This window comes from Mucilaginibacter sp. NFR10 (assembly GCF_900100445.1).
GTDB lineage: Bacteria > Bacteroidota > Bacteroidia > Sphingobacteriales > Sphingobacteriaceae > Mucilaginibacter > Mucilaginibacter rubeus.
The window spans coordinates 64,915-85,571 of sequence record NZ_FMTV01000011.1; the positions used below are offsets into that span (position 1 = coordinate 64,915).

Annotated in this window: 17 protein-coding genes; 9 read left to right on the top strand and 8 right to left on the bottom strand. The window is 43.1% G+C overall.

Annotation, left to right across the window (positions count from 1 at the left end; translation table 11 throughout):
- Nucleotides 1-5 precede the first annotated feature (5 nt).
- Nucleotides 6-1,514, top strand: a complete 1,509-nt coding sequence (locus tag BLP33_RS25215; RefSeq protein ID WP_090534417.1) for an FAD-binding protein — start codon at nt 6-8, stop codon at nt 1,512-1,514.
- On the top strand, nt 1,499-2,842 hold the full coding sequence (locus BLP33_RS25220) for a hypothetical protein (protein ID WP_139160071.1): 1,344 nt from the start codon (nt 1,499-1,501) through the stop codon (nt 2,840-2,842). The genes BLP33_RS25215 and BLP33_RS25220 overlap by 16 nt, the downstream gene beginning before the upstream one ends.
- On the opposite strand, the gene BLP33_RS25225 is transcribed toward BLP33_RS25220, so the two are convergent.
- A complete protein-coding gene (locus tag BLP33_RS25225) occupies nt 2,839-3,318 on the bottom strand; it encodes a DinB family protein (protein ID WP_090534421.1) in 480 nt (159 codons plus the stop codon). The two genes, BLP33_RS25220 and BLP33_RS25225, sit on opposite strands and share 4 nt — an antisense overlap.
- Before the next feature lie 150 nt (nt 3,319-3,468).
- On the opposite strand from BLP33_RS25225, the gene BLP33_RS25230 reads away from it, so the two are divergent.
- The 3 genes from BLP33_RS25230 (at nt 3,469) to BLP33_RS25240 (ending at nt 7,093) form a co-directional block, all read left to right on the top strand.
- Nucleotides 3,469-5,190, top strand: a complete 1,722-nt coding sequence (locus tag BLP33_RS25230; protein ID WP_090534423.1) for an ArnT family glycosyltransferase — start codon at nt 3,469-3,471, stop codon at nt 5,188-5,190.
- A 10-nt stretch (nt 5,191-5,200) separates the two neighbouring features.
- Nucleotides 5,201-6,226 (top strand): hypothetical protein, encoded by a 1,026-nt coding sequence (locus BLP33_RS25235; RefSeq protein ID WP_090534425.1) that lies wholly within the window; start codon nt 5,201-5,203, stop codon nt 6,224-6,226.
- 141 nt (nt 6,227-6,367) lie between these two features.
- The gene (locus BLP33_RS25240; RefSeq protein ID WP_090534427.1) at nt 6,368-7,093 is read left to right on the top strand and encodes a DUF2490 domain-containing protein; all 726 of its coding nucleotides are present in this window, start codon (nt 6,368-6,370) and stop codon (nt 7,091-7,093) included.
- Between the two features lie 216 nt (nt 7,094-7,309).
- Here the strand turns inward: BLP33_RS25240 and BLP33_RS25245 are convergent, their stop codons facing one another.
- The 6 genes from BLP33_RS25245 to BLP33_RS25270 form a co-directional block, all read right to left on the bottom strand.
- Nucleotides 7,310-8,149, bottom strand: a complete 840-nt coding sequence (locus BLP33_RS25245) for a DUF2911 domain-containing protein (protein ID WP_090534429.1) — start codon at nt 8,147-8,149, stop codon at nt 7,310-7,312.
- A 42-nt stretch (nt 8,150-8,191) separates the two neighbouring features.
- Nucleotides 8,192-9,214, bottom strand: coding sequence for a proline iminopeptidase-family hydrolase (locus tag BLP33_RS25250; protein WP_090534431.1), 1,023 nt, complete (start codon nt 9,212-9,214; stop codon nt 8,192-8,194).
- Between the two features lie 165 nt (nt 9,215-9,379).
- A complete protein-coding gene (locus tag BLP33_RS25255; RefSeq protein ID WP_090534432.1) occupies nt 9,380-10,123 on the bottom strand; it encodes a head GIN domain-containing protein in 744 nt (247 codons plus the stop codon).
- A gap of 238 nt (nt 10,124-10,361) precedes the next feature.
- A complete protein-coding gene (locus BLP33_RS25260; protein WP_090534434.1) occupies nt 10,362-12,026 on the bottom strand; it encodes a M1 family metallopeptidase in 1,665 nt (554 codons plus the stop codon).
- 12 nt (nt 12,027-12,038) lie between these two features.
- Nucleotides 12,039-13,709, bottom strand: a complete 1,671-nt coding sequence (locus tag BLP33_RS25265; RefSeq protein WP_090534436.1) for a M1 family metallopeptidase — start codon at nt 13,707-13,709, stop codon at nt 12,039-12,041.
- Nucleotides 13,710-13,946: 237 nt separating this feature from the next.
- Entirely contained in the window at nt 13,947-15,803 is a 1,857-nt protein-coding gene (locus BLP33_RS25270) for a CocE/NonD family hydrolase (protein ID WP_090534438.1), read from the bottom strand.
- Nucleotides 15,804-16,068: 265 nt separating this feature from the next.
- Between BLP33_RS25270 and lpdA the strand changes: the two genes are divergently transcribed.
- From lpdA to BLP33_RS25285, 3 genes are all read left to right on the top strand, one after another.
- Nucleotides 16,069-17,472, top strand: a complete 1,404-nt coding sequence (gene lpdA / locus BLP33_RS25275) for a dihydrolipoyl dehydrogenase (protein ID WP_090534440.1) — start codon at nt 16,069-16,071, stop codon at nt 17,470-17,472.
- 112 nt (nt 17,473-17,584) lie between these two features.
- Nucleotides 17,585-18,205, top strand: a complete 621-nt coding sequence (locus BLP33_RS25280; protein ID WP_090534442.1) for a TlpA family protein disulfide reductase — start codon at nt 17,585-17,587, stop codon at nt 18,203-18,205.
- A gap of 1 nt (nt 18,206) precedes the next feature.
- Nucleotides 18,207-18,647 carry a sterol desaturase family protein gene (locus tag BLP33_RS25285; RefSeq protein ID WP_090534444.1) on the top strand — a complete coding sequence of 147 codons (441 nt, stop codon included), beginning with the start codon at nt 18,207-18,209 and terminating at the stop codon, nt 18,645-18,647.
- Here BLP33_RS25285 and BLP33_RS25290 read toward each other — a convergent pair whose 3' ends face one another.
- Nucleotides 18,648-19,550: a tetratricopeptide repeat protein gene (locus tag BLP33_RS25290; protein WP_090534446.1), complete on the bottom strand. Its 903-nt coding sequence runs from the start codon at nt 19,548-19,550 to the stop codon at nt 18,648-18,650.
- A gap of 112 nt (nt 19,551-19,662) precedes the next feature.
- On the opposite strand from BLP33_RS25290, the gene BLP33_RS25295 reads away from it, so the two are divergent.
- Nucleotides 19,663-20,643 carry a glycosyltransferase gene (locus tag BLP33_RS25295; RefSeq protein ID WP_090534448.1) on the top strand — a complete coding sequence of 327 codons (981 nt, stop codon included), beginning with the start codon at nt 19,663-19,665 and terminating at the stop codon, nt 20,641-20,643.
- The last annotated feature ends 14 nt before the right edge of the window (nt 20,644-20,657 follow it).

Below are 20,657 nucleotides of genomic sequence, written 5' to 3' on the forward strand. Positions count from 1 at the left end.
CGGCTATGAAAGTTATTAAAACAGGAGTCAGCAGTTGGGAAAACCGGCACGAAACTTTTACCGAGCAAATTAAAGATCTGTATGAATTAGGCAACGAAGACAATCTTGATGCCCTTGAAGGTTATAATGACGCTACCAAAGGGCTTCAAAACCTGATTAAAGAAGCTATTGAGACCGGTACCCCATTACGATCATTAGGCGCAGGCTGGTCGTGGACAAAAATAGCAACGGTTAAAGATGGTGTAATGCTGGATACAAAACCCCTTAACACCAGGTTTACTGTTGCCGATACAGCCGTAAACCCTGCTTACACTGGCAACAAAGACCACCTGCTTTTTGCACAAAGTGGCAACGGTATTTGGGAACTCGGCGCATTTTTGAAAAACAGGGGCTTGTCACTTAAAACTTCCGGTGCCAGTAATGGGCAAACTATAGCTGGTGCAGTGAGTACAGGAACTCACGGCTCGGCGTTTGATTTTGGTGCCACGCCAGATTTTGTAGTAGGGCTCCATATTGTAGTAAGTCCTGACAGGCATATCTGGCTGGAAAGGGCGTCGGCTCCTGTTGTGGCGCAACGGTTTATGGATCTGTTGCAAACCGAGCTGGTACAGGATGATGAACTTTTTAATGCCGCATTGGTAAGTTTTGGGAGCTTCGGTATTATCCACGGCGTACTAATGGAAACAGAACCCCTGTTTTTGTTAGAAACTTATGTGCAACGGTTACCTTATGATGCCGAACTTCAGGGTATGATGGCAACACTTGATTTCAGCGATACCGATAAGCTGCCATGTAGTAACGAGCGCCCGTGTCATTTTTCGGTGCTGCTTAATCCGTACGATCTGGACAAAGGGGCATTTGTAACTACTATGTATAAGCGCCCGTATCGTACCAACTACCAGCCGCCCGTTGATAACGCGGCGGGGATCGGTCCGGGAGATGATGCTGCCAGTTTTATAGGTACTATTACTGATGCTGTGCCCGCTTTGGTTCCGGTTGTAGTTACCAAGGTGTTAAATACCAGCATGACAACTAATACTGATCCTCATTTTGGTACCCTGGGCGAAATTTTTAGTAATACCACTTTACGAGGGAAATTGCTAAGTGCTGCAATTGGCTTCCCTGCGGAGCTCTCACCCAAAGTGGCCGATCTGATGCTGACGATCAATAAAGATATCGGGCCATTCAGTGGTGTATTTTCATTCAGGTTTGTTAAGCAGACCAAAGCCACATTGGGCTTTACCCGGTTTGAACATACCTGCATTATGGAGTTGGATGCACCGCTATCAGACAAAGCTTATAACTTTTATACCCAGGTTTGGCTGATGCTTGAGCATGAAAATATCCCCTTTACATTTCATTGGGGCAAAGCCAACGAAATTACACCGCAACGCATCCAAAGAATGTATGGCGATGCAGCCACCCGGTGGATCAACGCCCGGAAAACCCTGCTCAATGCCGACTGCCAGAAAGTTTTTACCAATCAAATTACGCAGCAATGGGGGCTGGCCTGAAATATGTAAATCCGGCGACGGCAGTAATATACTGTCTGCTCTTTGTATGTTGCTTCGCGGTGAAGTTGAAAGCTCAAACCACTGGCCAAGTCATCGATGAGATAAAAGCGATAAACAATAAAGTAACCAATTGGCCTAATAGTAACGGCCAGGGGATGTTGATCTCCAACAAGGCCATGAACATTTTCCTGTCAAATAAAGTGAGTTCTTATCTCTCGGGTAACGAAGATCTTTCCCTCTATAAAAACTATGTTAATATCAATGCCGCCGAAGGGACGATCAGCATCAATCACAATTTTCACCAGCCCATTGATAGTGATGATTGGGTAAGGTCATTTGTAGTAGCAGGGGCGAGGGTAAATATTGCCAACGCATATTCGGCAAAAAGTGCTAATAGGTATTATGATAATCAACTGGGTTTTACCATTCAAAAAACCTGGATGGGAAAGCCGAAAACATATTATACAGCCAATGGCGATTTCAAAAAGGAGATGGATGCAGCCCGGGCATTAATGGTAAATACAATCGCTCAAAGTATCAACAAAAAAGCCGAAGAGTTTGAGCAATCTCTTAATCTTTTGAAACAGGAGGAGGTACCCGGACAGGATCTAACAGAGGTTAAAAGCAAACTCCGGAAAACTTTTTACGCCTCCCTCCGGGCTGATTATCTCCAACAATTTTCTGAACAGCAATCAGAGCGATTGGTGAATACAGGTAATTATGACCTCATAACCGATAACTGGACAAGCCTGGGCGTTTATATCCCGGTTATCCCACAAAAATTTATGGTAAGCAATGATGTTAATGCACAGGTTAACAAACATTATAACTACCCGCTCGAATTATTTATTAGTCATACCCGTTTTTGGGAAAGCCCTAAAATGGGCCGGTTCTTTTTAACCTTTGCCGGTAAAGGCTTTGTGAATAATGCGGTACACAGCGGTTCGCTATTCAGTGCTGATGTAACCGGAGCGCAGGGAATAGATGGAACAAATACGGTCACCATTAATAATGGCGACCGGTACATAGGCCAATATAAAAACTTTATAACACCCCTCGCGGCAGGTAAGTTGGTGTATATCCCCGGAACCTCACATGTTGGTATTAGCTTCCGCATCGAAAAAAACTGGGGGACTTATAAGGCGCTCAATTCCATCATCGGCATCCCCATTGTTTTGATAGATAAAAAAGGCGTGCCTGCCATAAATTTTGAAGCACAACTTTTGCTTCAGAACATGAATAACTCCTTAAAAAACACCCGACTGCCTTACAATAAAACAGCAATCGGGTTAACTGTGGGGATTCCGTTTAGCAAAATAGTTTATTAAACCAACTTGCCCATCTCCTCCAAAACCGCTCTTTTCAAAGCCATGATATAACCGGTATGCAAACCATCATGAAATGGCAAAAAGCGGATTGCTTCTTCTATATTGCTCAAGGTAACACCATAACGGGTCGTCATCGGTTGGTAGTTTGAGAAAATACCCATTTGGTAATCTTCCTCCATTTTATCAATGGTTGAAATAAGCAGCTCTTTGACTTGGGCTATGTCATGAGCATTAATAAAGCTCTGCGGCTTTGTTTCGGGACGGTAGGAGGTATAGTATTTATCATCAACCACAATAGGTACGCCTGCGCGCGTATAGCAAATACCTTGCTGACCCGAAATAATGTGCGCCAGGTTCCAGATCAGGTTGTTATTAAAACCTGCGGGGATGTGGTTAAGTTGTTCGGGGCTAAGATCTTTAACAACGTTTAACAACATCAGGCGCGGTTTTTTGATAACCTCAAATTCTTGTTTCATTTTATATTGGATGGGTTAAGGCTTTCCAGCTGCGCTAAATTATGAAGATTGTGGTATGTTTTTCGTCAAATTATCACATCGCTGCTGCCAACGTTTTATGGCTTATATCTTTTATCATACCTTTGCCCAGTCATTTACTCATCCATTTTAATGCAGGATACCTCTTTAAATAGCGCGCCGGTAAAATATAACAAGCCAATAATTTATTTTTTACTGTTGTGGGCTTTGCTAAATGCCGTACAGGCATTTACCCTGGAGATCCATGCGGATGAGGCCTACTATTGGGTTTATTCCCGTTTTTTAGACTGGGGGTATTATGACCATCCGCCTATGGTGGCCGTTTTTATTAAAGCAGGTTACAGCCTCATACATAATGAATTTGGAGCGAGGCTTTTTACGGTGATCAGTACTACGGCGTCGCTGTATCTTATGTGGCTGATGCTAAAGCGCTACAGAGTAGATGCCATCAACTTTATACTGGTGGTTTCGGGCATCTTTGTATTCCATATTTATGGTTTTACCACCACACCTGATGCCCCTTTGCTGTTTTTCACGGTGCTGTTCCTGTATTTTTATCAGCAATATATTGAACAGGACAGCTTAAAACTGGCCACTATATTGGGCGTGGTGATAGCCTGCCTGCTGTATAGCAAGTACCATGGCATTTTGTTGGTTGCTTTCACGCTTGTATCTAATATAAAATTGCTTAAGCGAGGGTCTTTTTACGGAATTGTGCTGCTGGCGCTTGCTTTGTATACACCGCATATCCTGTGGCAGGTGAACCACGATTATCCGTCAATAAGCTATCACCTTAGCGAGCGTTCGGCCGATGATTACCAATTGGATAATACCTATTTATATCCATTGGGGCAGTTGATAATGGCCGGGCCGCTGATTGGCTGGTTCCTTTTTTATAAAGGGTTTACAACTAAGATACAAGATGTTTTCACCCGAACCTTGCTCGTAAACAGCATAGGCATTTTAGCATTCTTTTTTCTTACCTCCTTTAAAGGTGAGGTACAACTCCATTGGACGCTTATCACTTACGTACCGCTAAGCATGCTGGTGCTTATCAGTTTTGCTAAGCCGGGAGGCAAACCTGTTTGGTTTAACCGTTTGGCGGTGATCAACGTCAGCCTGATTTTGCTTGTTCGTATCTGTATTATCTGGGGGCCTCCGTTCTTGCTAAAGATTGATGCCATGAAAAGCTTTTTCGGCTTTAAGGATTGGGCGCATCAGATCAAACAAAAGGCAGGCAATAATTATGTGATATTTTATGAAGGTTTTCAGGACCCGTCCAAATATAATTTTTATAATAATACAACTCATGGACTGGCCTATGATTCGCGGCATTATCGCCGTACCCAGTATGATATCTGGCCTATAGAGGACAGCGTTCAGCATAAAAAAACTTATTATGTACTGGATGTTTGGTTGCCCGGTGTAACAACCGATTCCATTAACGTATTTGCCGGTAAATGGTATGGCGGTTGGGTGGATGACACACGCACCTATCAGCGGGTTGAATTTGAAACATTTGCTCCCAAAGAAGCTGTTAGCCCGGGGCAAAAAATAGATTTCGACCTTACGGTTAAAAATCCTTATCCATTCGCCATTGATTTCAGTAATAAAAATCAAAAGCACCCTGTATTTTTTGAAGCCTGTTTCTTTAAAAAGACTGATCAGATCACGAATCAAAAGGCAGATGATTCATTCCATAACATTGCCCTAAAGCCGGGCGGAAGCACTCATTTTAAATTTAATGTAACAGCACCGGAGCAGCCTGGCAGATATCAACTCATTTTTTCATTGCGTACCGAACCATTTTTTGGCGGACGTAACAGTAAGAGCATCAACATTACAGTAAAATAATAAATCGACTATGTTTAAACGGATATACCTTTTTGTCTTTTTTTCGATCATAACCACTACTGCTGCCCTTGCACAGGGTAGCCTTGATATCCATTTTAACGGCTTAGGTTTTATGGATAACCGGGAGTACAAAGATTTTGTTGCCCGCTCACGCACCTATTCGGGCGTGCGTACCGCGCTTGACCTGGGTTTGAATATCGACAGCGTGAACCACTTTATTGTAGGGGTTAACGGCATTCATGAGTTTGGTGCAAAACCATACTTTTTAAAAGTTAACCCCGTTGCCTATTACAGCTTTACCGGTAAAAACTGGCTGTTCAATGCCGGTGCTTTCCCGCGCGAAGGTTTGCTGGACGATTATCCACGGGCTCTACTGAACGATACTTTGCGCTACTATCGCCCCAATGTTGAGGGTTTGCTTACGCGTTTTCATAATGCCCACTTTACCGAAACTGCCTGGATTGATTGGGTAAGCCGCCAAACCGTTACCGACCGCGAGCAGTTTCTGTTCGGCTTTTCGGGCAAATATCGGCCAAGCTTAACCGGCCCCTTTTATGTATCGCACTATTTTTTGCTGATGCATGATGCAGGAGCCGAGGTATTGCTGCCTAATGATCATATCCAGGACAATGGTGGCGGACAAATAAGATTAGGTTTAGACTTAAGTCATAAAACCATTTTAGATTCGTTATCTATTGAGGCAGGCGGCATGATGTCGTTTGAGCGGGTTAGGGGTGTTGATGGTTTTCATAAACCTGCCGGCTTTGTAGCCAATGCCTATTTAAGCTGGAAACGTTTTGCCTTGTTTGATGAATTTTACAAAGGCCAGGGCAGCCATATTATTTATGGTGATGCCTTTTTTGAAAAGAAGACCTACAACCGGCTTGATATTATTTACACGCCGTTTTTATACAAGCGTGTAAAAGGGCAATTTATATTAAGCCTGCATCAAACACCGGGCTACAGCAGCAACCAGGAAGCCTTCAGGGTAACGGTTGACCTGGGCCGACAAACTTTGGTAAGGTTTAAAGATTAGTGAAGTTATGTGTAGAGACGCATTACATGCGTCTTTGCCTTAAATAAAATGACAGATCCTGCAAATTTCTGTCGCAAAAAGAGACGCATGTAATGCGTCTCTACAGTAAATGTTAACCTTTATAACACATATATATCATCCATGCAATTAAAAAAACAACTATTAATTTTTGCAGTATTACTGCTGGCGGCACCTGCAAGGCTGCTGGCACAAGACAACCAGTTTTCGGGCTGGGCGGCTATTTTTCACAGCCAAAAATTATCTGAACATTGGGGCTATTCGTTCGACGGGCAGTTGCGCTCGCATGATGAGGTAAGTTACCTAAAGCATATCCTGCTTCGTCCCTCGGCTAATTATTATTTTGCCAAAAACAAGGTAGGGGCCTTGGGTTATGCATACATAGCTACCTATGGCCGCACTCCGAGTAACGAAACAACATTTCGCCCGGAGCACCGTATCTGGCAGCAGTACACATATACCCATAAGCTTACCAAGCATGTGCAATTGGCACACCGTTTTAGGTTAGAGCAGCGTTTTTTAGGGAATACTGCCGCTAATAAAAATGATCGGTATTTTGCCCAGCGTTTCAGGTATTTTGCCCGCGCGGTGATCCCGATGAAGCCTGACTCGGACGTGTTTACAGAAGGTGCTTTCCTCGCCCTGCAAAACGAGGCCTTTGTAAACGTGCAAAACAAAAACAAAGTAAACAAACACTTCTTTGATCAAAACCGTGCTTACGTTGCAGTTGGCTACCGCTTTAGCAAAGCTTTTGACGCAGAAGCGGGATATCTGAATCAATACATTAAACAAGCCGATGCTTATGTGGTAAACCATGTAGCGCAGCTGGCTTTTTACACGAGGTTTTAAGACCAAAAAATTCCCCTCTTGAGAGGGGGCGCGGAGGAATGAGCGGTAGCAGGGGTGTGTTTCTGCTGTAGATTTATCAAAGCAGAAACACACTCCTTCGCCCCTCTCAAGAGGGGAATCGCGCAAACCCGTCCTTTTTTTGGATTTGTTAAACAAAAGACCTTGCCAATATCACTGGCAAGGTCTTTTGTTTAACAACGATAAATGGATCAAAAATTACTTCTTCGCTTGTGCTATTAGTTCGTTATTTAAACGTACATATTCATCCGTTTTCATCTCAGTAGCCATTTTTACACCTTCCTGGGCTGTTGCTATGGCTGCAGCTTTATCACCTTTTCTTAATAAAATTCGTGCTTTCCACAATTTAGGCACAAATGGCGGAAAGTTTTTATCTTTTTCCAATTCGGTAGCCCAGGCTAAGGCTTTGTCCATATCTTTATTGTTGTTATAATAATAGATCAAAGCTTCATAATATGGCTTTTTATCTGTATTCATGGCCGAGTCAATTCGGGCCATTACTTTGGCATCGACATCGGTGGTCATGTGGATCGTGAAACCGCTATGCTCCCACATCATCTGCAAATCGCAGGTAGTTGCCGCTACATTGCTGAACGCGAGGGTCATGGTTTCTGTTAATGCCTTAAGGTGTTCTGTTTTTACTTTAAAACGCAAAAAATCATCAGCTTCCTTATAGTTATACGCGCCCCATTGTTTAGGTTGTTTGCTGAGGATGATAGTCCACTCGTTTTCGCCGGGGATGCTGAACAGGCCATACTCGCCCGCCGGGATCTTGTTGCCCTCCATACTTACCTCATCGGTAAATTTAATTACAGTGGCCGAATTGGCTCCTGTGCGCCAAACTTTTCCGTAAGGTTCCATGCCTCCAAATATTTTACGGCCTCTTACATCCGGACGGGAGTAAACCAGGCTGATTTTGCCGAGGCCGAAATCCTGCACAACACTTTGTGTTGAACTGGGTTGCGGCGTTAACTGCGCATAAACATTTACCGCAGTAAGGATCATCATTGTGATGATACAGGTAAATAACTTTTTCATGATTAAGTGTGTGGTGGTTATATAAGATTAATAATTGGTGTGCTACTTTTTATCCGCAGTGAATGTACCCGCGTCAACATCCTTTAAAAAGGCAATGAGATTTTTGAAATAGTTTTGCTGATCATCATACATACTCATGTGACTGCCGTTAGGGCACAGGTAAGTGCGGCTGTTGGGGAGCAGGTGACCTTCTTTTTTCATGTCTTCGGGGTTCATTTCATCGTGTACGCCGCCTAAAACAAGGGTAGGCGTTTTTATATCCTGCAGTTTGTCCCAAAATTCCCATCCTTTAAAATTGCCGGTTACATGAAATTCGTCAACGCCCTGCATTTGTATGTATATGGTATGATTAGCTTTTTTAAAGGCACGCCATAAAGGTTCAGGCCAGCTCTCTAATGGAAGCCTGCAGATCACCTGGGTATACAGTTTATTCATCAGCAGGTCGTTGTATTGAGGCGAGTCGTATTGTTTAAGCCTGTCTAACGAATCAAATACAGTGATATCACGCGGCGTAAAAAACTTTTTCTTCAATTCGGCGGCATAAGCAACATAACCTTTAATACCGGCTGTCATGTTTGATAATACCGCCCCCTTAACGTGCGACTGGTATTTGTGCAGGTATTCCATAGCCAGCATACCGCCCCATGAGTGTCCGAGTATGTAAAAATTATCAAGCCCTAATCCTTTACGCACTTCTTCAACCTCTTCAACATAACGTGGAATGTTCCATAATGAGGTATCAGCAGGAGCATCCGAATTACCACAGCCAAGCTGATCATAATAATAAAACTCAATGCCCTCCTTCGGCAGAAAATCCTCAAAGCATTCCATATAGTCGTGTGAAAAACCCGGACCGCCATGCAGTAGCAGTACTTTTATTTTACCGTCGCCAACTTTTTTCGTCCATACGTTATATTTACCGGCAACTTTAATGAGCTTATTACCGCCGGTTTTTATTTCGTAAGGAGTGTTTGATGATTCAGTTGCGGTATCCGCCCCTGGTTTTGACGGATTGTTGCATGCGCAAAAGCAGGCAGCAATCAGGACGAAGAATAGCTTTTTCATGGTTAGCGATAGGAATGGTGGAGGTGATTATTTTAGATAAAGATAATAAGAAGCTAACTAAATTAGCTTCACTGGATATACAAAAAAAGCGTCATTGCTTTATTAATTGCAATGACGCTTCTAAATACTTAAAGAGGTTGCTTCTTTGGGGAGGATAAGCGAGGTTTATATCCTCTCGATATCTCCGCTACCTGCTTTTGAGCTTGAAATATTTTTAGCACCGCCGGTGTAATGCACATCGCCTGAGCCGCTTACGGATGCTTCAATTTTGTTGCTGGCGTTGATGGTAGCATCGCCCGAACCAGCTATGTGCACTTCGGTGTTAATGGTGATCAGGTCGCGGGCGGTAAAATCACCGGAGCCTACAACATTTACTCTTGAATTATCGGCACGGCCCGAAAGTTTCATATCACCAGAGCCTGAAATGCTGCTGTCCAGGTTTTTAGCATTCACTTTGCCCAGCATATCGCCCGAGCCAACAACTTTTAATTTTAATGAGGTGGTGGTGATGCCTTCTTTAAAATAAACATCGCCCGAACCGGCAACGTTAATACTGGTCATATCTTTAGCTACCACATGTACAATCATTTTACGGCTGCGGCCAAAGCTCCAGTTATCCCAGTTGGTGCCTTTTTTACTGTAGATTTTCAATACACCGCCCTGCACTTCGGTAATGATCTTGTCAATAACATCCGAAGGTGCTTCAACTTTTACCGATTCGTTTGAGCCCTGTGTAAAGTAGACATCAAAAGAACCTGCCAGGTCAATAGCGCTGAAGCCTGATAAGTGACGGTCTTGCGTGGTTTGGTCGGCGTGTTTAACAATTGGGTTTACTGTTTTTGCCGATGCGTAACCTGTAGTTCCTGCTGCTAACACGGCTGCCAATAATATTTTTGAGATCGATTTCATGACGGTTGTTTTAGTTTCGTTTTCAAATTAGACGCCGGCAGGGTGAGGAAAGTTGCACGGGATTTGATTTTTTTTGTAGAGGGAGGGGGTGAGTGGTTGGTTAAATAAGGCCTGTCAGTCTGAGCCTGTCGAAGACTCGCGCGCAGAGGCCCTACCCGCGATGCTTCGACAGGCTCAGCATGACACCTGTTTTTTATTTTGTCAGGGGTAAGAATCAACCATTCACCCAATCAACCATTCAATCAACCTTAATGTAATAATTAAATGTATCGACCTCTACATTATCCTTGTTGATACCATCTATCTTAACCGGGGTAAACTGATCGGTAGGTTTAATGAATTGGTATTCACCGCCTTTTACACGCACCTTTACCGGCATGTTGAAACCTTCGGCATTGGCAATCCACTTGGAATAAAGCTTGCCGTCTTTAGTTACAAACTGCAGGGTTGGAATATCTTTATAATGCAGGTACTGGTCAAATACGGGAGCAAGGTTCATGCCTGCCTCTTTGCAGATATAGCCTACCACATCATCATAAGTAACAGTTTTATGATAGAAGGCTTTATTAAGTCCGCGGAGGATGCTACGCCATTTATCATCGTTGTTAATGATAGTGCGCACCATATTTAACAGATTGCCGCCTTTGTAATACATATCGCCCGATCCTTCCATATTTACACCGTAGGGGCCAACAATAGGTTTATCGTTACGGATATTTTTACGGGTGCCGTTCACGTATTCCTGCCCGGCTTGTTTACCGTAATAGGTTTCAATGAAAAGCGATTCGGAATAATTAGTAAAACTTTCGTGGATCCACATATCGGCAACATCTTTTGAGGTGATGTTATTGCCGAACCATTCATGACCGCTTTCGTGTACCACGATGAAATCCCATTTTAGGCCCCAGCCGGTACCTGAAAGGTCGCGACCGAGATAACCGTTTTTATAGTGGTTGCCATAAGCGGTACCGCTTTGGTGTTCCATACCCAGGTGTGGCGTTTCAACCAGTTTATAGCCGTCTTCATAAAAAGGATAGGGGCCAAACCAGTATTCGAATGATTTAAGCATTCGCGGCGCATCAAGCTCCCATTGTTTTTTGGCTTTGTCAATATTGTAACTTAATGGCCAGTAGTCCATCGTTAACGGGCCTTTTTCGCCCTGGTAAGTACCTTCAAAGTGGGCATAGTCGCCAATGTTGGCTTCTATGTCATAATTGTTGATAGGGTTAGCCACAAACCAATCGAAGCGGGTATAACCGTTATTTAAGTCGGTTACTTTGCGTAATCTGCCGTTGGATACATCTTTTAAACCATTAGGTGCGCTGATACTGATCAGGACGCTGTCTACCTCATCGTACTGATGATCTTTTGTAGGCCACCAAATGCTGGCGCCGATACCCTGGCAGGCTGTTGCTATCCACGGTTTACCAAGCGAATCTGTAGTATAAACCACCCCTCCATCCCATGGCGCACGTTTGGCAATAGTTGGGTTGCCCGAATAATAAACGGTAAACTCGTCCTTGCTGCCTTTTTTTATGGTTTTTGAGAAGGTAACAAACACCGCATTAAACTCGCGTGTAAAGGGGATTTCGGTGCCCTCATACACCACTTTCTCTACTTTTAAATTGGAAAACAGATCAAACTGAAGTTTGGTGAAATTTTGAGTAGCCGTGAATTTGAACAGGTTGCTGCCGCTGATGAATTTTTTGTCGATATCAAACTTCACATCCAGGTGATAATAGTTAATATCATAACAGGTGCGCAGCGGCGTTAAGCTGCCCCGAAGCGAATCGGCACGGGTAAATGTTTGCCTGTTGGTGCCTAATTGCGCCTGGCTTGGTGCTATGCCGACTATGGTAAGGCCTAAAGCGACAGCAAAAATATTAAAAAACTTATTTTTCATTTATATTGGGGATTAATCCATGAGCGCACCCACGTAGTAGTTTAAATAATCAATTTCAATATTGTCTTTGGTGGCGCCTGCAATTTCAACCGGGCTCATTTGTTTTGTTGGGGTGATGAATTTGTATTCGCCGCCCTTTACACGTACCCTGATGGGCATATTGAAATCTTTGGCTTCGGCTATCCAGCGGCAGTAAAGCTTGTTTTCATGGCTGGTAAATTCAAGCACCGGAAGGCTGCGGTAATGCAGGTACTGATCAAAAACTGCCGAAAGATCCATGCCCGATTGTTGGTTGATGAAGCCTACCACATCGTCATAAGTAACCGTTTTATGATAAAAGGTTTTGTTAAGGCCGCGCAGGATGCCGCGCCATTTTTCATCATCATTAATAATAGTGCGGATCATGTTCAGGAAAACAGCACCTTTAGAGTACATATCGCCCGAGCCTTCTTTGTTTACATTGTAAACGCCAACTATAGGGCCGTCATTATTAATAGTAAGCCTTAAACCGTAGTTATATTCCTGTCCGGCTTTTTTGCCCCAGTTATCCTCTACAAAAAGAGATTCAGAATAACAGGTAAAGCTTTCGTGGATCCACATATCGGCAAGGTCTTTATCAGTTATATTGTTGCCAAACCATTCGTGCCCGCTTTCGTGAACGATGATATAATCCCATTTGCTGCCCCAGCCTGTACCCGATAAATCATAACCCATATAACCATTCATGAAGTGATTGCCATAGGCTACAGCTCCCTGGTGCTCCATGCCCAGGTGTGGGGTTTCAACCAGTTTATAGCCATCTTCATAAAAGGGGTAGGGGCCAAACCAGTGCTCAAAGGCTTTCAACATAGGCTTGACATTGGCGGCAAATTGTTTTTTTGCTTTTTCCAGACTGGTTGGCAAAACCCAATAATCAAGCGTAAGCTTGCCTTTTTCGCCCATATAGGTATCTTCAAAATGAGTATAATCGGCAATGTTGGCAGCAACATCGTAATTATTGATCGGGTTGGCCACAAACCAATCAAACCGGGTGTACCCATCCTTAAGCGGAGTTACTTTACGCAGGCGACCGTTCGATACATCTTTCAAACCTTTTGGCACACTGATGCTGATCATCATGCTGTCCACCTCATCGGCCAGCTGATCTTTATTGGGCCACCAGATACTGGCGCCAATCCCTTCGCAGGCGGTTGCTACAAAGGGTTTGCCTAATGAATCTTTTTTAAATACCAGCCCGCCATCCCAGGGAGCGTTTTTAGCTATAGTTGGATTGCCTGAATAATAAACAGTAAATTCATCCTTACTGCCTTTGCTTATGGTTTGCGGAAAGTTGAGGAATACAGCGTTGCCATCGCGGGTATAGGCAAGTTCTTTCCCCTTATAAACAACTTTAGCAATGTTAAGGTTAGCAAACAGGTCGAACTGGAGTTTATTGAAATCCTGTGTGGCGGTGAATTTAAACTGATTGCTGCCGCTGATAAACTTTTTATCGATATCAATCTTAACGTCAAGGTGATAGTAATTGATATCATAACAGGTACGCAAAGGCGTAAGCATTCCACGCAGCGAATCGGCATGGGTGAATTGCTCTTTTTCCTTTAGGAGCTGCGCCCCGGCTGGCTGAGTGAATGTTGCAGCACTTAATAAGGTCAGGGCTGCAAGATATAGTTGTTTTATTTTCATGTATTTAAATTGTGCCAGGTTAAAAGGTATCCATGATAGCTAAGTTAAAGTTTTTTTTAACGCATGTCATTTCGATGAAGCAGCAGGAGTCTCATTCGGTGGCGCGGAAGAGAAATCTTATACGCCCTGTAAAGTTGCTTTTCAAGCCTACTCTTCGTGCGTAGGAGATTTCTCCCTACGGAAATGACATCGGAGAAAAAAACTAATCTCTGACCTCCAACCTCTAATCACTATAAACTACTTCAAAACCTGCACATCAATATAGCTATCGTTGTAAACCGTTTCGGTTGCTTTGATATAATCACTTTCATCAGCCTTATACGGGTTCTCCACAAATTTTTGTGGATTGCGCGCTACTATCGGGAACCAGGTGCTTTGTACCTGGATCATGATACGGTGACCTTTTTTGAAGGTGTGCAGCACATCCTGCAGGCGGAAATTCACATCGGTTTTCTGATTAGCTACCAGTGCTTCCGGTTTTTCAAAGCTGTTACGGAAACGTGCCGGCATTACTTCCGAACGTACCATTTGCCAGTAATTGCTCAGGATAATGTTTTTGTTTGGCATGTATGGGTTGTTGGGTTCATCGGGCGGATAAACGTCAATCAGTTTCACAACAAAATCGGCGTCGGTGCCAGTGGTGGCAATTTTAAGGTGCGCCATGACCTCACCGCCAAGGGTAACATCATCGTTTAATACCTCGCTTTGGTAAACCAGCACATCCGGGCGGCGGCCTGCAAAACGCTGATCTTCGCTCATGTAATTGTGCGGCGTAAAGCCCATGGTAGTGGTATTATCCTCAGTATAAGGAACCGGTTTAAGCGGATCGCTGATGTATGAAACTGAACCTGCTGCGGAAGGTTGGGTATTTACAAGCTTACCATCGGCACCTAAAAACATTTTTTCGTGTACGGCATTGGCAGCAGGCCATTTATCAAATGTTGCCCATTCCTTTTTGCCGGTATTAAACATGTATGCATTTGGTAAGCCGGAATTTTTATCGCCCTTACCTTTCAGGAAGTGGTTGAAGAATTTAGCTTCAATGTTTTTTTGGTAGAAGGTAGCCACGCTATCGCCAAAGTAAACATTGCTATGCATAGTATGCCCTGTTTCGCGCGACCAGCGGCCGTGACCAAATGGCCCCATTACTATGGTGTTATATGCATTTGGATCTGACTTGTTAATGGTTTTATAAATTGCCAGCGGACCGGTTAAGTCTTCGGCATCAAACCAGCCGCCAACCAGCATCACCGCAGGTTTTACTTTGCCGTAATGTTTCAGCAAACCGCGTTTTTGCCAAAACTCATCGTAGTTAGGGTGGTTAATAGTTTCCTGCCAGAAGAAGTTATCATGATAAAATTTATCGGCATTTTTTAGCGGGCCAAGATCTAACAGGTACTGATAGCCATCTTTGCTATCGGGTTTAAGCATGGAGTACCAGGCTTTGCTGGTTGTATCAGTTTTTTGAACACCAAATACCGGGAAGGTGAAAAAGTACCCTTCAATGAAGGCACCGTTGTGGTGAAAATCGTCAAAAAAGAAATCAGAAATAGGGGCCTGCGGAGATGAAGCTTTTAGGGCCGGGTGGTTTGAAAGGATGCCTGCCGCGGTATAAAAGCCCGGGTAGGAGATGCCATACTGCCCGACTTTACCGTTGTTGTTGGCTACGTTTTTTACCAGCCAGTCGATAGTATCATAGGTGTCAGAACCTTCGTCAACATCTTTTTTGCTTTTTTTGTTATCGATAACCGGGCTCATGTTGGTCCAGGTGCCTTCACTTTTCCAACGGCCGCGTACGTCCTGGTAAACAAAAATGTAGCCTTCTTTCATCATAATTTCAGACGGGCCAAGCCTTTGAGGATATTTATCCTCGCCGTAAGGGGCGATGCTGTAGCAGGTACGCATCATCATCATCGGGTACTTATTTTGCGATGAAGCATCCTTTGGGGTATAAATAGAGGTGAACAGTTTTACACCATCGCGCATGGTGATGTACACCTCTTTTTTGGTAAAATGCTCCTTTACATAGTTGCTTTGAGCATTAACGCCGGTATATAATAATACCAGCACAAAAAATAAGTTAATTTTCTTCATGAGATCAGTCGTGTTAAATTGGGTTAAATTTAATAAAGAGTTAACGATAAACCGATTTATCAATGGTTCTGTTACAAAATGGGTAAAATGCGGTTGGTATGGGATAAATCTGAACCATGATTTATGGGATTAAAGGATTGTCGTGATTTTGTCTGAATTAAATGAATTTATTGAATTTGCCTGGTATTCTGATAATTCCTTAATTCGATAAATTCAGGTTCAGACAATAATCCTTAACTTTGCCCACCATAAAATACACACTACTATGCAATATGATGTTATAGTTATAGGTTCGGGCCCCGGTGGTTATGTAGCCGCTATCCGCTGTGCCCAGCTTGGTTTAAAAACCGCAATTGTTGAAAAGTATAATACCCTTGGCGGTACCTGCCTTAATGTGGGCTGTATCCCGTCGAAGGCGCTGCTTGATTCGTCTGAACATTACCACAATGCTGCCCATGCTTTTAAAACCCATGGCATCAACCTTAAAGATCTTTCGATAGATTTTGGGCAGATGATTAAACGCAAACAGGAAGTTGTTGATGCTAACACCAGCGGTATCAGCTACCTGATGAAGAAAAACAAGATCGACACTCACTTTGGTGTAGGATCATTCAAAGATAAAAACACCATTACTGTTAAAAAGAACGATGGTACTGTTGCCGAAATTACCGGTAAAAATGTGATCATCGCTACTGGTTCAAAACCATCGGCATTGCCATTTTTGCCTATCGATAAAAAACGCATTATTACATCAACCGAAGCATTAAGCCTGAGCGAAGTACCAAAACACCTGGTGTTGATCGGTGGCGGCGTTATCGGTTTGGAGCTGGGTTCGGTTTATGCCCGTTTAGGCGCCAAAGTATCTGTAATTGAGTTTATGGACGGCATTATCCCAACTATGGATAAGGGCCTTGGCCGCGAATTACAAAAAGTATTGACCAAACTGGGTATGGAATTTTACCTGGGCCATAAAGTTACAGGTGCCACAGTAAAAGGTAAAGAAGTAACCGTTAGCTGTGATACACCAAAAGGCGAAAAGCTGGAACTGAAAGGCGATTATTGCCTGGTAGCCGTAGGTCGTATTGCTTACACCGATGGTTTAGGTTTGGAAAACATTGGCATCACTGTTGAAGAACGCGGTCGTAAAGTTACGGTTGATGAGCACCTGGAAACCAAAGTTAAAGGTGTTTATGCTATTGGCGATGTGATTAAAGGCGCTATGCTTGCTCACAAAGCAGAAGATGAAGGTACGCTGGTTGCCGAAATTATTGCCGGCCAAAAACCGCATATTGATTACAACCTGATTCCGGGCGTGGTTTATACCTGGCCAGAAGTTGCGGCTGTTGGTCAAACAGAAGAGCAGCTGAAAGCAGCCGGTGTTAAATACAAAACCGGTTCGTTCCCCTTCAAGGCCAGTGGTCGTGCCCGCGCCAGCGGTGACCTAGACGGCTTTGTAAAAGTGTTGGCTGATGCCACTACCGACGAGATTTTAGGTGTACACATGATTGGTCCGCGTGCTGCCGATATGATAGCCGAAGCCGTTGTGGCAATGGAGTACCGCGCGAGTGCCGAAGATATTTCGCGCATGAGCCATGCCCACCCAACCTATACCGAAGCGATGCGTGAAGCATGTTTGGCTGCCACTGAAAACAGGGCGATACATATTTAATAATTTCGGATATCGGATTTTCGATGTCGGATTTTTAATTTCAAATATTTAAAAGCGGTTATCATTTGATAGCCGCTTTTTTAATTTTAAGTTAGCGGTAAATACTTCGGCTATGAAAGTAATAACCTGCTCCTTATTCGCATTTTTTATTTTGCTTGGCTGTGTAGTTCATGCGCAAACCAAAAAAATTAAATCAATACCTGATATTGAGGTTTACGACATCAACGGAAAGCATACCACGCTAAAGCAATTAGGCCAAAATAAAGTGCTGTTTATTGATTGCTGGTTTGTGCCCTGTCCGCCTTGTTTTCGTGAAATGGGCATGCTGCACAAGCTTTACGCCCAATATAAAGACAATAAAAAATTTTGTTTCATAACCTTATGCCAAACCGATAGCGGGATAGTTAAGCGGTTTATAACACAGGATAAATCGATGACTAACTTTGTTAACCTGTATAAACATTACAGTATGCGGGACGATTTTAAATTGCCTGTGTATTTTATACCAGGTTGTAACGAAAAGATTTACACCGGTAAGGTATTAGCAAAATATACGCCTGAGGATAAAACCAAATGCCCCGACAGGCAGTTTGGTTTCAGAGGATATCCAACGGTGATTATCTTTAATAAGAAAGGGAAGTTGATTTTAAAGAAGACCGGCTACGGTGATTACGAAGATGAAAATACCCAAAAGATGAAAGACCTGATAGCCCGAAGCTTAACCGCTAAATGATATGATAGTATTGGCAGATATAGGAATTGTAGTATTAACCATTGCGTTGATGGAACTCATCTCCTGGGCTATGCATAAATACCTTTTCCATGGGCTATTATGGTTTATTCACAAAACACATCATCAACAAAGGCATGGCTGGTTTGAACTGAACGACCTATTCAGTATTGGCTTCGCTGGTTTTGCTTTATGGCTGATATGGATAGGGCATTTAACTCTGGACTACCGGTTTTGGATTGGTACTGGTATAAGCATCTATGGTATCATTTATTTCATTTTCCACGACTGGTTTATCCATAATCGTTTCAAAGCTTTTAAAAGTGATAATCGTTATTTGGCCGGCATCCGCCGGGCGCATAAAATTCATCATAAATCAACGGAGAAATACCCTTCAGAAGAGTTTGGGTTGTTGGTGGCGAGCAGAAAGTGGTTTAGGAAATGACTATTTTTTATTGAGCTTGGCTATCTTTTTATCTGCGCTTGCTTTTGCTTCATCGTTGCCATATTGTTTCACAAGCTGATAGTATTTGAGTGCATTGGGTTTATTTCCTTGCAATTCGTAACAATAGGCAATGTTATTTAAAACGATGTAGTCATGCGGTGCCAGTTTTTCGGCTTTCAGCAATATTTCCAACGCGCGAGGGTAGTCCTTTTTGGTAAGATAACTGATAGAGAGATCGGAAAGACTGACAACATTATTTGGCTTGTATTTCAAAATGGCCAGGGAAATATCACGGATATAATCCATGTTTTGATCGCCGGCGTTATTTAATTGGATGATATAAGTTTGAATATTGCTAAGCATAAAATTTTCCGGATCTTCAACTGGTTTGCCCCCACTCCAGATCCATTTAAAACCGATAGTTTGGCCGTAGTTAACAGCCTTGATAATTTCTTCTGAAAAAGCTTTGTAGTTTTCAATTTTGCCGAGCAGATAAACTTTGCCGAAACGCATGTCCAGTCGCGCCGGAAATTTAACTATGCCGGTATCAATATATTCGAACCCCTTATTCAGATAAATTAAATTATAAGAAGTTTGGCCACCACCAAGATAGCCGGCAACTTTGCCCGTACTATCGGTAAGCTGAAAACTTTGACCCGCCGGCTGGTCTTTTTGAAGGCTGAGTACTTCGGTTAGCCCCTTTTTGGCATAATAATTATAGCTGGCTATATAAAAATCAGGATCATTTATACCGGTCTTTTGCCAGGCTTGTAATATTTTAAATGCAGCGGCGGTATCATCTTTAGCAACAAGAGCCTTAAAATCGGCCATGTAGTTTTGGGCAAAAATTGGCTGAATAAAGCAGGTAACAGCTATCGATAGAAATGTTAACTTAAGTTTCATTGTGACAGGAAATAGATTTTTGAGTGAATATACAAATCTCTTAAAACTATTAATGCATTTTGTTAAAGGCTGAAATAGAATACGCAGATTATTACCTTTGCCTCCAACATCTATGAACATCCTCATCGTAAACAACACCCCAATTCCTGCTACTAAATATGGTGGTACCGAGCGTATCATCTGGTGGCTTGGCCGTGAGTTAAACAGGCTTGGTCACAAGGTTACTTACCTGGTAGGAGCAGGCTCAACCTGTCCCTTTGCAAAAGTGCTCATCTACGATCCGACTGTTGATATCAACCAACAGGTGCCTGATGATATTGACGTGGTACACTTCCAATTCCAGGTGAGTGGTTTTACTAAAAAGCCTTATATCGTAACTGTTCATAATAACCCTGGTGGTTTGCAATTAGATGTTAACTCGGTATTTGTGTCGGCCAATCATGCACAAAGGCACGGCTCAACAGTTTTTGTGCATAACGCGATAGACACTGCCGATTATCAAGAACCTATGCTCGATAATAAGCGCACCCATACCCATTTTCTGGCTAAAGCTGCCTGGCGGATTAAAAATGTAAAAGGGGCCATCGATGTAGCTACCATGAGTGGTAATAAACTGGTGGTACTTGGAGGTACCCGCCTCAACCTGAAAATGGGATTACGCTTTACACCCAACTTAAATGTCCGTTTCAAAGGGATGGTGGGCGATGAAGCGAAGTCAGTTGTAATGAACAGTTCAAAAGCCCTGCTTTTCCCGGTGCTGTGGCATGAGCCATTTGGGATAGCTATTGTTGAAAGCCTGTATTTTGGCTGCCCGGTTTTTGGTACGCCTTACGGATCGTTGCCCGAGCTGGTGCCCGCTGAAGTTGGCTTGCTTTCTATAAGTAAAACAGAATTAGCAGCCGGACTAAAAAATGTTGAAAGCTTTAATAAACAATATTGTCATGAGTATGCTGTCGATAATTTCAGTATCGGCAAGATGGCAAAGGAATATTTAGCCCTGTACGAACGGGTTTTGAATGGTCAAGTGTTAAATTCAGTCAGGCCCGAACTGATCAACCGTGATCAGCCTAAATACCTGCCTTGGAATAATTAAAATTCGGCTATTTT

Coding starts and splice junctions, on each gene's coding strand:
- BLP33_RS25250 (WP_090534431.1), bottom strand. CDS start 9,214: ATGAAAAAGCTATTCTTCGTCCTGATTGCTGCCTGCTTTTGCGCATGC.
- BLP33_RS25265 (WP_090534436.1), bottom strand. CDS start 13,709: ATGAAAATAAAACAACTATATCTTGCAGCCCTGACCTTATTAAGTGCT.
- BLP33_RS25245 (WP_090534429.1), bottom strand. CDS start 8,149: ATGAAAAAGTTATTTACCTGTATCATCACAATGATGATCCTTACTGCG.
- BLP33_RS25260 (WP_090534434.1), bottom strand. CDS start 12,026: ATGAAAAATAAGTTTTTTAATATTTTTGCTGTCGCTTTAGGCCTTACC.
- BLP33_RS25295 (WP_090534448.1), top strand. CDS start 19,663: ATGAACATCCTCATCGTAAACAACACCCCAATTCCTGCTACTAAATAT.
- BLP33_RS25235 (WP_090534425.1), top strand. CDS start 5,201: ATGTTTAAACGGATATACCTTTTTGTCTTTTTTTCGATCATAACCACT.
- BLP33_RS25240 (WP_090534427.1), top strand. CDS start 6,368: ATGCAATTAAAAAAACAACTATTAATTTTTGCAGTATTACTGCTGGCG.
- BLP33_RS25270 (WP_090534438.1), bottom strand. CDS start 15,803: ATGAAGAAAATTAACTTATTTTTTGTGCTGGTATTATTATATACCGGC.
- lpdA (WP_090534440.1), top strand. CDS start 16,069: ATGCAATATGATGTTATAGTTATAGGTTCGGGCCCCGGTGGTTATGTA.
- BLP33_RS25215 (WP_090534417.1), top strand. CDS start 6: ATGAAAGTTATTAAAACAGGAGTCAGCAGTTGGGAAAACCGGCACGAA.
- BLP33_RS25225 (WP_090534421.1), bottom strand. CDS start 3,318: ATGAAACAAGAATTTGAGGTTATCAAAAAACCGCGCCTGATGTTGTTA.
- BLP33_RS25290 (WP_090534446.1), bottom strand. CDS start 19,550: ATGAAACTTAAGTTAACATTTCTATCGATAGCTGTTACCTGCTTTATT.
- BLP33_RS25220 (WP_139160071.1), top strand. CDS start 1,499: ATGGGGGCTGGCCTGAAATATGTAAATCCGGCGACGGCAGTAATATAC.
- BLP33_RS25230 (WP_090534423.1), top strand. CDS start 3,469: ATGCAGGATACCTCTTTAAATAGCGCGCCGGTAAAATATAACAAGCCA.
- BLP33_RS25280 (WP_090534442.1), top strand. CDS start 17,585: ATGAAAGTAATAACCTGCTCCTTATTCGCATTTTTTATTTTGCTTGGC.
- BLP33_RS25285 (WP_090534444.1), top strand. CDS start 18,207: ATGATAGTATTGGCAGATATAGGAATTGTAGTATTAACCATTGCGTTG.
- BLP33_RS25255 (WP_090534432.1), bottom strand. CDS start 10,123: ATGAAATCGATCTCAAAAATATTATTGGCAGCCGTGTTAGCAGCAGGA.